Genomic DNA, 14,258 nt, shown 5'->3' on the forward strand with positions numbered 1-14,258 from the left:
CCCCTTACTCGTCGTAGGTGACGACGAGTTTTTCGGTGAGCGGGAAGCACTGGCAGGTGAGCACGTAGCCGGCGCGCACCTCGTAATCCTCCAGCGCATGGTTGACCGCCATTTCCACCTCGCCCTCCACCACCTTGGCGCGGCAGGTGGAGCACACGCCCGCCTTGCAGGCGTAGGGCGCATCGAGATTGGCGGCGAGCGCGGCGTCCAGCAGGCTCTGGCCCTCGCGCGGCATGTGGAAGGTGCGGGTGGCACCATCCAGCGTCACTGTCGCGGTGGTGCCGGCGCCGTTGGCGGCGACGTTCGCGGACACGGCCTTGGCCTTCGCCCGGCCCGGCTGGCCGGAGGCGAACAGCTCAAACTTGATCTGCGCGTCGCTGAGACCGTGCTCGCGCAGCGCGGCGGCAATCGCCAGCATCATGGGCTCGGGGCCGCAGATGAAGGCGGTGTCCACCGACGTCGCGTCGATCCAGTGCTTGAAGAGACCTTCCATCTTCTCCGCATCGACGCGGCCGGTGAACAGGTCGATCTCCTGCGCCTCGCTCTCCAGCACATGCAGCACAGAAAGGCGGCCCAGATAGATGTTCTTCAGGTCCTCCAGCTCCTCGCGGAACATGATGGAACTGATCTGCCGGTTGGCATAGACGAGGGTGAAGCGGGACCTGGGCTCGCGCGCCAGCACCGTCTTGATGATGGACAGCAGCGGCGTGATGCCCGAGCCGCCGGCAAAGCCGAGATAGTGGCGGTCCAGCTCCGGGGCGATCGGCACGAAGAACTTGCCCATGGGCGGCATGGCTTCGAGGACGTCGCCAGGGGACAGGTTTTCATTGGCCCAGGTGGAGAAGGCGCCGCCCTCCACCTTCTTGATGCCCACCTTCAGACAACCCTCATCCTTGCCGGCGCAGATGGAATAGCTGCGGCGCAGTTCCTCGCCATCGAAATCGCGGCGGAAGGTGAGGTATTGGCCCTGCGTGAAGTCGAACGCCGCGGCGTCCTCGGGGCGGGGCTTGAGGGTGACGACGACGGCATCGCGCGTCTCGCGCCGCACGTCGACCACCTCCAGGGAATGAAACCGTGCCATGCGGCGCTCCTCGGGATTTTTTATATTCAGATGCACTTGAAGTAGTCGAACGGCTCCAGGCACGAGAGGCAGCGATAGCTGGCCTTGCAGGCGGTGGAGCCGAACTGGCTCACCTTCTGCGTCTGCGCCGAGCCGCAGCGCGGGCAGGCCACCGTGAGGTTGGAGCCGGAGGCGAGCCGGCGCGCGAGCGCCAGCGAGCGGCCGTCGGCGGCGGTGTCGTCCACCGGCGGTGCGATGCCGTAGGCCCGCAGCTTCTCGCGGCCCTCGGCGCTCATCCAGTCGGTGGTCCAGGGCGGCGAAAGCCGTCGCTCCAGCCGCACCTTGGCGACGCCGCGCGCGTTCAGTTCGCGCTCGATGTCGAGATTGATGATGCCCGTCGCCGGGCAGCCGGAATAGGTGGGCGTAACGGTGACGACGAGGGTGTCGTCGTCCCACGCCACCTCGCGGACGATGCCGAGATCGACCAGCGAAAGCACCGGGATTTCCGGGTCCGGCACCTGCGACAGCCAGTGCCAGACCTCGTCAAGGGATGGCAGGGTGGCGGTCGCCATGTCCGCCCCCTACCAGGTCGCGCCGGGATAGGCACGCTGCAGGAACTGCATGTCGGCGAGGATGTAGCCGAGATGCTCGGTATGCACGCCGCGCCGGCCGCCCTTGTGGACGTAAGCCGAGGTCGGCGCCTTCAGCGTCGCCTCGCGCAGCACCTCGGAGACGATGGCCTCCCATTCCGGCTTGAGGCTCGCCGGATCGGGCGCGATGCCGGCGGCAGCTACAGCGCGGTCCGCGTCGTCGGCGATGAAGAGTTCGCCCACGTAGGACCACATGTCGTCGAGCGCGCGCTGCATCCGCGCGTGGCTCTCATCGGCGCCGTCGCCAAGGCGGATCACGAGGTCGCTGGAGCGCTCCAGGTGATAGGCCGCCTCCTTCACCGCCTTGGCGGCAATCTCGGCGACGCGCGGATCGGCGGATTTGGTCAGCGCCGTCAGCATCACGTGGTGCCAGGCATCGAACAGGAACTGCCGCATCAGCGTCTGGCCGAAATCGCCATTGGGGCGCTCCACCAGCAGGCAGTTGCGGAAGGCCGCCGCGTCACGCAGGAAGGCGAGCGCGTCCGCATTGCGGCCCTTGCCTTCCACCTCGCCGGCGAGGCCGAGCCAGAGCTGGGTCTGGCCGATGAGGTCCAGCGCCGTGTTGGCGAGGGCGATGTCCTCTTCCAGCACGGGGGCGTGGCCGCACCACTCGGATACGCGATGGCCGAGGATGAGGGTGTTGTCCCCCATCCGGGTGAGGAATTCGAACAAGGCGGCGCGATCGACCGCGATTTCGGCGCTGGCCATCACATGTGCCCCACTTCTTCGGGAATCTGGAAGAAGGTGGGGTGGCGGTAGACCTTGGAGTTGGACGGCTCGAACAGCGGCCCCTTGTCCGAGGGGCTGGAGGCGGTGATGTCCACCGACTTCACCACCCAGATGGAAACGCCCTCGTTGCGGCGGGTATAGACGTCCCGCGCATTCTTGATGGCGAGTTCCGCGTCGGGCGCGTGCAGGCTGCCCACATGGCGGTGGTTGAGGCCGTGCTGGCCGCGGATGAAGACTTCCCACAAGGGCCATTCGCTGGACATGGTTGTTCCTCCCGTTCCGGGCCGGACGGCCAAGCCGTCCGGAAGATGCGCTGTTGTTATGGTACGCCCTGACTGGCGATGACTTTGGCGCGGCTATTCCGCGGCCACACGGGCTGCGGCGCGACGCGCCTCGGCCTTCTCGGCATGGGCGAGGAGGCCGTCGCGGAACCAGGCGCCGTCTTCCCAGGCCTTCACGCGGGCGCCGAGGCGCTCCTTGTTGCAGGGGCCGTTGCCCGCGATCACCTCGAAGAATTCCGACCAGTCCGGCTCGGAGAAGTCGTAGCCCTTCTTCTCCTCGTTCCACTTCAGGTTCGGATCGGGGATCTTGAGGCCGAGATATTCCGCCTGCGGCACCGTCTGGTCGACGAACTTCTGGCGCAGCTCGTCATTGGTGTTGATCTTGATCTTCCACGCCATGGACTGGGCGGAGTGCACCGAATCCTTGTCGGAGGGACCGAACATCATGAGGGCGGGATACCAGAAGCGGTCGAGGGCATCCTGCGCCATGGCCTTCTGCTCGGCCGTGCCCTGCGCCATCTTCATCATGATGTCGTAGCCCTGGCGCTGGTGGAAGCTCTCCTCCTTGCAGATGCGGATCATCGCGCGGCTGTAGGGGCCGTAGGAGGTCTTCTGCAGCTGAACCTGGTTCATGATGGCGGCGCCATCCACCAGCCAGCCCACCGCGCCGATATCGGCCCAGTTGAGAGTGGGATAGTTGAAGATGGACGAATACTTCATGCTGCCGTCGTGCAGCTTGGCGAGCAACTGGTCACGACTGACGCCCAGCGTCTCGGCGGCGCAATAGAGGTAGAGGCCGTGGCCGGCCTCATCCTGCACCTTGGCGAGCAGGATGGCCTTGCGCTCCAGCGTGGGCGCGCGGGTGATCCAGTTGCCTTCGGGCAGCTGGCCGACGATCTCGGAATGGGCGTGCTGGCCGACCTGGCGGATCAGAGTCTTGCGGTAGCCCTCCGGCATCCACTCCTTCGGCTCGATCTTCTCGCCGCGGTCGATGCGCTCCTGGAAGGCGCGCTCCTCCGGCGAAAGCTCGGCGGCGGACTTCATGCCCTCGGACTTCACGAGCTGTGCGTACATGCTGTGTCCTCCCCGTAAGACCTGTTGGATCGGCCGTCTCATGCGCGGCTTCGGGCGGCGGGTGAAGTAGGCGCTCCGGCCGCTGCCGCCGGTCCTGGCAGGCAGCATGCTGCCCACTGTCCGGTACCTTGCGAACGTTTATATATTACAGAAAATAGTGTTTCAAGTTATTTTCGTAACATTTAAAAGCCAGAGGCTGCGGCCGACTATCGCCTACCCCTCTAAGCCCTGAATCTGCTCGTGATTTTCGGGTGACCCGGCAGTGAGGCGCCGTCCTCGCCCACGGCATTCTCGTCCAGCCAGCGCTCGGAGGCCTCCACCAGACGGCCGTAGATGTCGGCGCACACCGCGCGGGCGGCAAGGCCCGGCCAGTCCTCCGGCAAGATAGCGGAGGGCAGGATGGGATCGCGCAGCACGATCCGCCGATAGTCATGGATGAGCAGCACGCGGGCGACCATCGCCTCGAGGTCGGTCAAGGCGGCGCCGGCCTGCAGCTCCGCCGCCAGCGGCTCGAAGGTGGCGATGAAGCGCCGATAGGCCTCCGCCGTCTGCTCCAGCGGCCAGGCGCGGGCGGCCAGCGCCCTCTGCTCCTCCGCGCTGCCGGAGACATCGAGCCGAAGAGCGGAGGCGGCCTCCTCCGGCACGCCGGTTCCGGCGGGGGCCACGAAGACGCCGGGCAGCGGCATGCCGAAGCCCGCTGCCTCCAGCGCCGACCGCGCCCCTTCGCGGGCGCCGGTCTCGATGAGCAGCATGTCAAAGTGCCCGTGCCATTCCGGCGGGCGATGGCGATAGATGTGCTCGGTGGCGCGGGCGAAGGTCTCGCGGCCCTTTTCCGCCAGGCGATAGAAGCTGTTGCGGCCCACCCGCGTGCGCGTCAGCCAGCCATCGGCGGCCAGACGCGACATGGCGGTACGCACCACCCCATCGGCCACATCCAGCCCGCGGAAGAAGGCGAGCAACGTGCCGAGCCACACCGAGCCGCCGCGCGGCACGATGGCATCACCATAGATGGTGACGATGATGGACCAGGTGCGCGAAGGCTCGGCGCGGACGTGGTCGAGGATGAGGTCGAGGGCGCGGCGCGGCATGGCCGTTCCTTAAAGCGTTTTCGGCCGCGATCCTATTCCGCGGGTCGCCGCGCCTTCGTCGCGCGGGGCGCCTCGGCGGCGGCGGGCGCCGTGCGGCGGCGCGGGGCGGAACGGGGCTGCGCGGGCTTGCCCTCCGGCGGCCGGGCATCGGCGGCCTTCGCCTCGGGCGCGAACATGCCCCGCACCGCCTCCTCCGCCCCCGCCATGATGAGGCCGGTGACGAGGCGGGCATAGTCGGCGCGAGTCAGGCCCTTGCCGTCGCGAAACCAGAGATACTGCCAGTTGAGCATGCCGAAGGCCGACATGGTCACGGGCTTCAGCATGGGCCCGCGCCCGACGGACGGCACCTCCTCGGCGATGGCGTCGGCGAGCAGCGTGACGAGCTTTCGCTCCAGCGCGCGCAGGGCCTCCTGCCGGTCACTGTTCAGCAGCTTGAGATTGGCGATCTGCACCTGATGCTCGGCGTCGGCATCCTTGTAGGCGTCGAGCAGCGAGGCCGACATGGCGTAGATGCGCCCGCCGTCCGGCGCGGCGGCGATCGCCTTCTCCGCGCCGGCGATCAGCTGCTCCAGATGCGAGGACAGGATGTCGAAGAGCACCGCCTCCTTGTCAGGATAGTAATGGTAGAGCAAGGCCTTGGAAGCGCCGCAGGCGTCCGCGATCATCGTGATCGAGGTGCCGGAATAGCCGTATTGCGCAAACAGCTCCGCCGATTTGTGGAGGATGGCCTCCCGTTTGGCCTCGTAATCCTGTGCACGCGTGCGAGCCATCTTGCCTGTCCATCTCGACCGCCACCCGACACGGGCCTGCTGCGATCATCCGCCATCATCGGGAAGGAGGTTGAGATATCAAATATTGTCCGCCCGGTCGATCAATCATCCCGCGCAAGCGCGCCCTCGGCAAGCGTGCAACGAAGCCGCACGCGATCAATTGACCATCCGGCCGGTTAATTATATGGTTCGGGTCTCGCCGGTCGAATGGCCAGCGAATGGAGGCGGGACAACCCGCTCCTCGGCCCGAAATGGACCTTTAGGAGGAACGCTTCATGGATACGCCCGCACGCCTGCGGCCGATGCTGCGCGCGGCTGCCATCATGCTCGCGACCGCGGTCGCCGGCCCGGCGCTCACCAGCCCCGCCTTTGCCGCCGATCCCATCAAGATCGGTTCGGTGGTCTCGGCCACCGGCCCCGCCGCCTTCCTTGGCGATCCCGAAGCCAAGACGCTCAAGCTCTATGTGGACGAGCTGAACAAGAAGGGCGGCCTCCTCGGCCGGCCGGTCGAGCTGGTGCTTTATGACGACGGCGGCGACGCCAACAAGGCGCGCACCTTCGCCACCCGCCTTGTGGAAGACGACAAGGTCGTCGCCATGGTCGGCGGCACCTCCACCGGCGCCACCATGGCCATGATCCCGGTGTTCGAGGAAGCCGGCATCCCCTTCGTCTCGCTGGCCGGCGGCATCGAGATCATCGAGCCGGTGCGCGCCTTCGTCTTCAAGACGCCGCATACTGACAAGACGGCCTGCCAGAAGATCTTCGAGGACATGAAGGCGCGCGGCATCACCAAGATCGGCATGATCTCGGGCACGGACGGCTTCGGCAAGTCCATGCGCAACCAGTGCCTGAAGGTAATCGGCCAGTACGGCATCACCGTCGTCGCCGACGAGAGCTACGGCACCACCGATTCCGACATGACGCCCCAGCTCAACAAGATCAAGAACACCGCGGGCGTCGAGGCGGTGCTGAATCCCGGCTTCGGCCAGGGTCCGGCCATCGTGACGCGCAACTACGCCCAGCTCGGCATCAAGCTGCCGCTCTACCAGAGCCACGGCGTCGCCTCGAAGAGCTTCATCGAGCTCGCCGGCCCCGCCGCCGAGGGCGTGCGCCTGCCCGCCCCGGCCATCCTGATCGGCGACAAGCTGGCGGACAACGATCCGCAGAAGCCGGTGGTGGCGCAGTACAAATCTTCCTACGAGAAGACCACCGGCCAGCCGGTCTCCACCTTCGGCGGCTACGGCTATGACGGCATCCAGCTCGTCGCCCGTGCCATCGAGAGCGCCAAGTCCGCGGACCCGAAGAAGATCCGCGACGCGCTGGAGGCCACCAAGGGCTATGTGGGCGTCACCGGCATCTACACCTTCGCCCCCGCCGACCATCTCGGCCTCGGCACGGATTCCTTCCGCATGCTGGTGATCCGCAACGGCGACTGGGCGATCGAAGCGCCCGCCCGCTGATCGTTTTCCACACCCGATCCCCACCGTGGCGGCGCCACCACCGGCGCCGCCGCACAGACGGCGTGAGGACATGTCCGAATTTCTCCAGCTCGCCTTTTCGGGGCTGACGGTGGGCGCCATCTACGCGCTCATCGCCCTCGGATTCACGCTGATCTACAACGCCTCCGATGTGATCAATTTCGCCCAGGGCGATTTCGTCATGATCGGCGGCATGGGCACCGTCTTCCTCATGGCGGCCGGCCTCGCGCTGCCAGTGGCGGCACTGATCGCGGTGGTCGCCGGAGTTCTGGTCGGCCTGCTTCTGCATCGCCTAGCCATCGAGCCCGCGCGCGGCGCCTCGCCGGTGACGCTCATCATGATCACCATCGGCGCGTCCATCTTCATCAAGGGCGTGTCACAGATCATCTTCGACAAGCAGTTCCATTCGCTGCCCGCCTTTTCGGGCGACACACCCATCCCGGTCGGCGGCGCCACCATCCTGCCGCAGAGCCTCTGGGTGATGGGCACCGCGCTCGCCCTCGTGGTGGCGCTCTACCTGTTCCTGGAGCACACGCTGGTGGGCAAGGCGGTGCTGGCCACCGCCGCCAACCGGCTGGCGGCGAAGCTGGTGGGCATCAACGTCGCCCTCGTGCTCGCCCTCGCCTTCGGCCTCTCGGCCGCCATGGGCGCGCTCGCCGGCGTGGTGGCGACGCCCATCACGCTGACCCGCTACGACATCGGCACCCTCTTCACCCTGAAGGGCTTCGCCGCGGCCATGCTGGGCGGCATGGGCAATCCCTTGGGCGCGGTGGTGGGGGGCCTCCTCATCGGCCTCATCGAGACCTTCGCGGCCGGCTACCTCTCCTCCACCTACAAGGACGCGGTGGCGTTCCTGATGATCCTCGTCGTCCTGCTGTTCATGCCGCGCGGCCTGTTCGGCAGCCGGACCGTGGAGCGCGTGTGATGAAGACCATCCTGCGCTCGCGCCTCACCCCGCTCATCGCCCTCGCGCTCATCATGGCGCTGGTGCCGATGATCGCCCCCACCTCCTTCCACCTGCGTGTTGCCGCGCTGGTGTGGATCTTCTCCCTCGCCGCCCTCGGTCTCACCATCCTCATGGGCTATGCGGGACAGGTGAGCCTCGGCCACGCCGGCTTCCTCGGCATCGGCGCCTATGCGGTGGCCATCGGGCCGGCGCGGCTCGGGCTCGATCCGCTGCTCTGCCTTCTGCTCGGAGCGATGCTCTCGGGCGTCATCGCCTGGCTGGTGGGCCGGCCGATCCTGAAGCTGAAGGGCTATTACCTCGCCATCGCGACGCTCGGCTTCGGCGTCATCGTCGCCCTGATCCTCCACAGCGAGACCGAGCTGACCGGTGGCCCGGACGGCATGTCCGTGGCGCGCATCACCCTGTTCGGCTGGCGGGTGACGGGGGCGCTGAACTGGTACTGGGTCTCGGCCGGAGCGCTGCTCATCGGCGCGCTCATCGCCCTCAACATCGCCGCCAGCCCCACGGGGCGGGCGCTCCGCGCGCTGCATGACAGCGAGGTTGCGGCGGCCGGCGCGGGCATCGACGTTAGCGCCAAGAAGCTCGCGGCCTTCGTGGTGGCGGCGGTCTACGCGGCGGTGGCGGGCGGGCTGCTGGCGGCCATGAACGGCCTCATCACCCCGGAGGCGGCGAGCTTCTCCCACTCGGTGGAGCTGGTCGCCATGGTCATCATCGGCGGGCTCGGCTCGGTGTTCGGCACAGTGCTCGGCGCCGCCTTCCTGGTGGTGCTGCCGCAGACGCTCACCGCTTTCCAGGAATACGAGCAGGCGGTGCTGGGCCTCCTCATCATGGTGTTCATGATCTTCCTGCCCCAGGGCATCGTGCCGTCGCTGCGCGCGCTGATCGAGGAGCGCCTGCCGTGACCAGCAAGACGCCCCTTCTCGACGTGAGCGGCATCGGCATCTCCTTCGGCGGTCTCAGGGCCGTGGACGAGGTGAGCTTCAAGGTCGGCGCCGGCGAAGTCTTCTCCATCATCGGGCCGAACGGGGCGGGCAAGACCACCCTGTTCAACCTCGTCACCGGCATCTACCGCCCCTCGCGCGGCAGCGTGCGGCTCGACGGCGCGGACATCACCGCCGTCCCGCCCCACCGGCGCGTCAGAAGCGGCATGGCGCGCACCTTCCAGAACCTGCAGATCTTCTTCCGCATGACCGCGGTGGAGAATGTGATGGTGGGGTGTGCCCTCTCCGAGCGCACCTCCTTCCTCGCCGACATGCTCGGCTTGCCGTCTGTCTTCCGGCAGAACCGCGTCACGCGGGAGAAGGCGCTGGCGCTGATCGAGCGGGTGGGTCTCGCCGACATCGCCGACGCGCCCGCCGGCGCCCTACCCTATGGCGCGCTGAAGCGCCTCGAGATCGCCCGCGCCCTCGCCGCCGACCCGAAGATCCTGCTGCTGGACGAGCCGGCCGCCGGCTGCAACGCGGTGGAGACCGAGGCCATCGACCACCTCATCGCCGAGATCGCCAAGGGCGGCATCGCGGTGGTGCTGATCGAGCACGACATGAAGCTGGTCATGAAGATTTCCGATCGCGTGCTGGTGCTGGCCCAGGGCCGCCCGCTGGCGGAGGGGCCGCCGCGCGCGGTGCGGGAGAACCCGCAGGTCATCGCCGCCTATCTCGGGGACATCGGATCGCGGGAGGCGGATCGTGCTCACGGTTGAGGCTCTCTCATCCTCCTACGGCCGCATCATGGCCCTGCGCGAGGTCTCGCTGGAGGTGAAGGCCGGCGAGATCGTCGCGCTGGTCGGCTCCAACGGCGCCGGCAAGACCACGCTCCTGCGCGCCATCTCCGGCGTGCAGCCGGTACGCGGCGGGCGCATTGTCTTCCAAGGCGAGGCCATCGAGCGGATGGAGCCGCATCTGCGGGTGGTGCGCGGCATCTCGCAATCGCCGGAGGGCCGGCAGGTGTTCGGCCCCCTGAGCATCGAGGACAATCTGAAGCTCGGTGCCTACCGGCGGCAGGATGCGAAGCGGCAGGCGCGGCTCGATCACGTCTACGGCCTGTTCCCCGTGCTCGCCGAGCGGCGCCGGACGCCGGCCATGAGCCTCTCCGGTGGGCAGCAGCAGATGCTCGCCATGGGTCGCGCGCTGATGGCGGGGCCGAAGCTGCTGTTGCTGGACGAGCCCTCCCTCGGCCTCGCGCCTTTGCTGGTGGACCAGATCCTCGCCGCGGTCACGTCATTGCGCGCCGAGGGCATCACCACCCTGCTGGTGGAGCAGAACGCCTCCGCGGCGCTGGCCATCGCCGACCGGGGCTACGTGCTGGAGACCGGCCATATCGCCATGGAAGGCACGGGCGCGGCCCTGCTCGACGATCCGAAGGTGCGCGCGGCCTATCTCGGCCTGTAGAGGCACTTCCGTAACGAAACTGGATCAACAGAGCCGACACGAACTGGCTCTAGGTGGTTGTGCAACTCCAGATAATCATGATGGGGCTTGCTCCAAGCCCTGACCGGAGCCGGCTGATCGGGCGGTGTCCTCCGGGACGCCGCCCGAAATCGTTCCGGGACCGATCGTTCCTGACCCGACGATGCCCAGCATGTCGGCAGGCGCGCCGCGCGCGACGATGCGGCCGCCATCCATCACGATGATCTCGTCCATCGCCTCAAGCCCGGCGCGGCGGTGGGTGATGAACAGAAGCGCCTGATCGCGGGTCGCGCCCAGAAGGGTCTCCAGCACACGGCGCTCGGTCTCGCCGTCGAGCCCTTCGGTGGGCTCGTCGAGGATCAGGATCGGCGCCTCCTTCAGAAGGGCGCGCGCCAACCCGAGCCGCCGCGCCTCGCCGCCGGAGACTTTCGCCCCATTCGCGCCGAGGAAGGTATCCAGCCCGTCCGGCTGCGCCGCGACGAAGGCGAGGACGCCGGCCCGCTCCAGAGCCGCTTCCAGCTTCTCCGGCGATGCATCGGGATCGGCGACAAGCAAATTCTCCCGGATGGTTGCCGTGAACAGGTGATCGTCCTGGGCCAGTACCGCCATGCGCCGCCGCAGGTCATCGGAGCTGAAGTCAGCGATGCTCGAACCGGCGAACGTCACCTCCCCTGGGGCAGGGGCGCGGAACCGGAGCGCCAGGGCGACGAGGCTCGACTTGCCCGAGCCGCTCGACCCGACGACGCCGATGCGCCGGCCGGGGGCCAGCGCGAGATCGATGTCGGTGAGGGCCGCGCTCGCCGCACCGGGATAGGTCAGCCCCGCATGGGCGAACGCCAGCGTGCCGGCCTCCGGCACCGGCTTCGGCGCGGCAGGCTCCTCCACCGGCGGCGGACGGTCGATGAGGTCGAAGATGCGGCGAGCCGAGGCGAGCGTCGCCGGCAGGGTCTGGAAGGCCAGCGGCAGCGGCGCCACCGCCTCGAACAAAGAGAGCGCGAGCAGCGCCAGCATGGGCAGGTCGGCGCCCGGCAGCGTGCCCGCCAGCACCCGCGGCGCGCCGAAGAGCAGCACCAGCACGAGGGAGGATTGCGCGAACAGCCCGACGCCCGCACCTGCAAAGCCGAGGATGCCGGCGAGTCGGTGTTCGCGGGCGATGAGCGTGTCGCTGGTCTCATCCAGCGCGGCGCGGTGGCGGCGGCCGGGATCGTAGATGTCGAGTTCCGCCCGCCCTTCCAGATGGTCCACCAGCAGAGCGTTGAGCTGCGCCGTGCCGGCCGTCACCTCCCGCGACGCCCGTGCCCCGAGGCGATGGACGAGAAGCGGCAGGGCGAGCCCGGCAAGCAGCGCGGCGAGGCCGATGCCCACCGCCATTCCGCTATCGTGGAGCGCGAGGACGGTGAGCCCGACGGCCAGCACCAGAACCGCAGCAAGACCGGGCGAGAGGATACGCAGGAAGGCGAATTCCAGCCGGTCGATGTCGCCCTTGAGCCGGGCGAGGAGATCGCCGGAGCGCTGGTCCTCCAGCGCCGCCGGAGCGAGCGGGATCAGCCGCGCGAAGAACCACGGCCGCAGCGCCGCCACGAATTTCAGCGTCGCCTCGTGGCCGACGATCCGCTCACCGTAGCGCCCGACGGTGCGGACGACGGCATAGGCGCGGATCGCCGCCGAGGGCGTAAAATAGTTCACGCTCGCCCCGGCCGCGCCGGCCAGCGCCATGGCCGCGATGAACCAGCCGGAGGTGGCCATAAGCGCGATATGAGCGAGGGTCGCCAGCGCCGAGACGAGCACGGCCAGCCCCATCCAGCCGGCATGGGGCGCCATCAGGCGCAGGAGGCGGAGCGCGTCCTTCATCTCACCGCCTCCGCGCTTCCGGGAGCCGGGGCCAGATCGGGCACGAGGTCGCCATCGAGCCGGCCATCCAGCCTCCCATGGCGCAGGAGGTCTGCGGGCGTGCCCTCGGCGACGATCCGCCCGCGCGCGAGCACGATGATGCGGTCCACACCGGCGACGCTCGCCAGGCGGTGGGCGGCGACGAGGCCGGTGCGGTCGGTGAGGAGACGGGAGAGGGCGGCCTGCACGTCGGCCTCGCTCTCCCGGTCGAGATGGGCGGTGGGCTCGTCCAGCACAACGAAGGGGGCGGCACGGTAGAAGGCACGGGCCACCGCGAGGCGATGGGCCTGACCGCCAGAGAGGCCAGCGCCGCCTTCACCCACATCCGCCGCGACGCCGCCGGACAGGCCCGCCACCACATCGGCGAGGCCGGCATCGGCCACCGCGCGGGCCAGCCGGGCGGGGTCCGGTGCCGCCTCGCCGGGGGCGATGTTGGCGGCGAGCGTGCCGGCGAACAGGCGCGGGCGCTGGGGCACGTAGGCGATGCGGCGCCGCACCTCGGCAAGGTCCAGCTCTGCCAGCGGCACCCCATTCATCAGCACCCGGCCGGAGGTGGGGCGCACGAAGCCGAGCGCGAGGCTGAGGATGGAGGACTTGCCGGCGCCGGACGGCCCGACCAGCGCCACCGTTTCCCCCGCACCAATGGTGAAGCTCACGCCATCCAGCGCGACGCGCCCGTCCGGGAAGGCGAGGCGCACATCCTCGAAGCGGATGGAGATGGCGTCAGGGATGGGCAGCGGCGTCGCGCCACCGCTCTCGGCGAGGGCCGGCATCTCCTCCAGCGCGACGAGGCGCTCGGCGGCACCGATGGCCTCCATGCGGGCGTGGTAGGCCGTGCCCATGGCGCGCAACGGCGCATAGAATTCCGGCGCCAGCAGCAGCACGAACAGGCCGGGGAAAAACGCCATCTCGCCCCACAGCAGCCGGAAGCCGATGAAGATGGCGATGAGGGCGATGGACACGGTGGCGAAGAATTCCAGCACCGCCGACGACAGGAAGGCGACGCGCAGCACCGCCATTGTGTCCCGCCGGTAGTCGTCGGCGACGGCGGCCACCTCCGTCACCATGCGGCCGGCGGCGTTGAACGCCTTCAGCGTGGCTAGGCCCTGCACCGCATCCAGCAGGTGACCGGACATGCGGGCGAGCCGGCGCCACTGCTTCTGGTTCAGCGCCTCCGTGCCCTTGCCGATGAGGATCATGAAGACGGGGATGAACGGCGCGGTCGCGAGCAGGATGAGACCGGACACCCAATCGAACGGGAACACCGCCACCAGCACCGCGACAGGCAGCATCACCGCCAGCAATGAGGCGGGAATGTAGCGCGAATAATAGGGCTCGACGGCCCGCACGCCCTCCGCCAGCGCCGCCACCAGCTCGCCGGTGCGGGCCTCGGCAAGGCCCACGGGGCCGATGGCCTCCACCCGGTCGAGGAGCCGGGCGCGCAAGGCGCGCATCACCTTCGCGGCGGCGGCGAAGCCAAAATACTCGCTCGCCCATACCGCGCCGAAGCGCAGCAGGATGGCGCCGACAAGGGCGGCAAGCTCAAAAGCGTGCGCGGAGAGCGCCTCGTGGCGGAACAGCACGGCATCGATGATGCGGGCGACGAGAAAGGCCTGCGCAATAACGAGGAGGCCGGTTGTCGCCGATGCCGCGAGGGATCGGCCGAGGTCCGCCCGCGCCGTGCCGCGAAAGCCCGACAGGAAGGCGGAGAGGCGCTTGCGATCCGTGGCGATTACGTCCCCTCCCCTCGTTCGTGGCCGGGCGGCAGCCCCGCCGAGGCAGAGGGAGATACCACACGCGCCCGCCGCCCACACTGCGATGAAGGCGCTCAGGCGGGGCGCCGGTTGCCGAAGAGCCTAGGCGGGG

At 68.6% G+C, this 14,258-nt stretch carries 14 protein-coding genes; 5 read left to right on the forward strand and 9 right to left on the reverse strand.

The window, feature by feature from the left end:
* Nucleotides 1-4: 4 nt before the first annotated feature.
* The 7 genes from paaE to XAN126_RS0121280 all read right to left on the reverse strand — a co-directional run bounded on the left by paaE (nucleotide 5) and on the right by XAN126_RS0121280 (nucleotide 5,652).
* Entirely contained in the window at nucleotides 5-1,081 is a 1,077-nt protein-coding gene (gene paaE / locus XAN126_RS0121250) for a 1,2-phenylacetyl-CoA epoxidase subunit PaaE (protein ID WP_024280573.1), read from the reverse strand.
* A gap of 26 nt (nucleotides 1,082-1,107) precedes the next feature.
* Nucleotides 1,108-1,632: a 1,2-phenylacetyl-CoA epoxidase subunit PaaD gene (paaD, locus tag XAN126_RS0121255; RefSeq protein ID WP_024280574.1), complete on the reverse strand. Its 525-nt coding sequence runs from the start codon at nucleotides 1,630-1,632 to the stop codon at nucleotides 1,108-1,110.
* 9 nt (nucleotides 1,633-1,641) lie between these two features.
* Nucleotides 1,642-2,418, reverse strand: coding sequence for a 1,2-phenylacetyl-CoA epoxidase subunit PaaC (paaC, locus tag XAN126_RS0121260; protein ID WP_024280575.1), 777 nt, complete (start codon nucleotides 2,416-2,418; stop codon nucleotides 1,642-1,644).
* On the reverse strand, nucleotides 2,418-2,702 hold the full coding sequence (gene paaB, locus XAN126_RS0121265) for a 1,2-phenylacetyl-CoA epoxidase subunit PaaB (protein WP_024280576.1): 285 nt from the start codon (nucleotides 2,700-2,702) through the stop codon (nucleotides 2,418-2,420). The genes paaC and paaB overlap by 1 nt, the downstream gene beginning before the upstream one ends.
* 93 nt (nucleotides 2,703-2,795) lie before the next feature.
* Nucleotides 2,796-3,794 carry a 1,2-phenylacetyl-CoA epoxidase subunit PaaA gene (paaA, locus tag XAN126_RS0121270; RefSeq protein WP_024280577.1) on the reverse strand — a complete coding sequence of 333 codons (999 nt, stop codon included), beginning with the start codon at nucleotides 3,792-3,794 and terminating at the stop codon, nucleotides 2,796-2,798.
* Nucleotides 3,795-4,015: 221 nt separating this feature from the next.
* Nucleotides 4,016-4,882, reverse strand: coding sequence for a phenylacetic acid degradation operon negative regulatory protein PaaX (paaX, locus tag XAN126_RS0121275; RefSeq protein WP_024280578.1), 867 nt, complete (start codon nucleotides 4,880-4,882; stop codon nucleotides 4,016-4,018).
* 32 nt (nucleotides 4,883-4,914) lie between these two features.
* Complete coding sequence (locus XAN126_RS0121280) at nucleotides 4,915-5,652, reverse strand: TetR/AcrR family transcriptional regulator (protein WP_024280579.1); 738 nt, start codon at nucleotides 5,650-5,652, stop codon at nucleotides 4,915-4,917.
* 323 nt (nucleotides 5,653-5,975) lie between these two features.
* On the opposite strand from XAN126_RS0121280, the gene XAN126_RS0121285 reads away from it, so the two are divergent.
* The 5 genes from XAN126_RS0121285 to XAN126_RS0121305 all read left to right on the forward strand — a co-directional run bounded on the left by XAN126_RS0121285 (nucleotide 5,976) and on the right by XAN126_RS0121305 (nucleotide 10,484).
* Nucleotides 5,976-7,112, forward strand: a complete 1,137-nt coding sequence (locus XAN126_RS0121285) for an ABC transporter substrate-binding protein (RefSeq protein ID WP_245272396.1) — start codon at nucleotides 5,976-5,978, stop codon at nucleotides 7,110-7,112.
* A 70-nt stretch (nucleotides 7,113-7,182) separates the two neighbouring features.
* The gene (locus XAN126_RS0121290) at nucleotides 7,183-8,055 is read left to right on the forward strand and encodes a branched-chain amino acid ABC transporter permease (protein WP_024280581.1); all 873 of its coding nucleotides are present in this window, start codon (nucleotides 7,183-7,185) and stop codon (nucleotides 8,053-8,055) included.
* Nucleotides 8,055-8,999, forward strand: a complete 945-nt coding sequence (locus XAN126_RS0121295) for a branched-chain amino acid ABC transporter permease (protein ID WP_024280582.1) — start codon at nucleotides 8,055-8,057, stop codon at nucleotides 8,997-8,999. Before XAN126_RS0121290 ends, XAN126_RS0121295 begins: the two co-directional genes overlap by 1 nt.
* Nucleotides 8,996-9,796: an ABC transporter ATP-binding protein gene (locus tag XAN126_RS0121300; RefSeq protein WP_024280583.1), complete on the forward strand. Its 801-nt coding sequence runs from the start codon at nucleotides 8,996-8,998 to the stop codon at nucleotides 9,794-9,796. Before XAN126_RS0121295 ends, XAN126_RS0121300 begins: the two co-directional genes overlap by 4 nt.
* Nucleotides 9,783-10,484, forward strand: coding sequence for an ABC transporter ATP-binding protein (locus XAN126_RS0121305; RefSeq protein ID WP_024280584.1), 702 nt, complete (start codon nucleotides 9,783-9,785; stop codon nucleotides 10,482-10,484). Before XAN126_RS0121300 ends, XAN126_RS0121305 begins: the two co-directional genes overlap by 14 nt.
* 75 nt (nucleotides 10,485-10,559) lie before the next feature.
* On the opposite strand, the gene cydC is transcribed toward XAN126_RS0121305, so the two are convergent.
* Nucleotides 10,560-12,353 (reverse strand): thiol reductant ABC exporter subunit CydC, encoded by a 1,794-nt coding sequence (cydC, locus tag XAN126_RS0121310; protein ID WP_024280585.1) that lies wholly within the window; start codon nucleotides 12,351-12,353, stop codon nucleotides 10,560-10,562.
* The gene (gene cydD / locus XAN126_RS0121315; RefSeq protein WP_024280586.1) at nucleotides 12,350-14,206 is read right to left on the reverse strand and encodes a thiol reductant ABC exporter subunit CydD; all 1,857 of its coding nucleotides are present in this window, start codon (nucleotides 14,204-14,206) and stop codon (nucleotides 12,350-12,352) included. The genes cydC and cydD overlap by 4 nt, the downstream gene beginning before the upstream one ends.
* Between the last annotated feature and the right edge of the window lie 52 nt (nucleotides 14,207-14,258).

Origin of the sequence: Xanthobacter sp. 126 (assembly GCF_000526175.1) — a bacterium.
GTDB classification, from domain to species: Bacteria; Pseudomonadota; Alphaproteobacteria; order Rhizobiales; family Xanthobacteraceae; genus Xanthobacter; species Xanthobacter aminoxidans.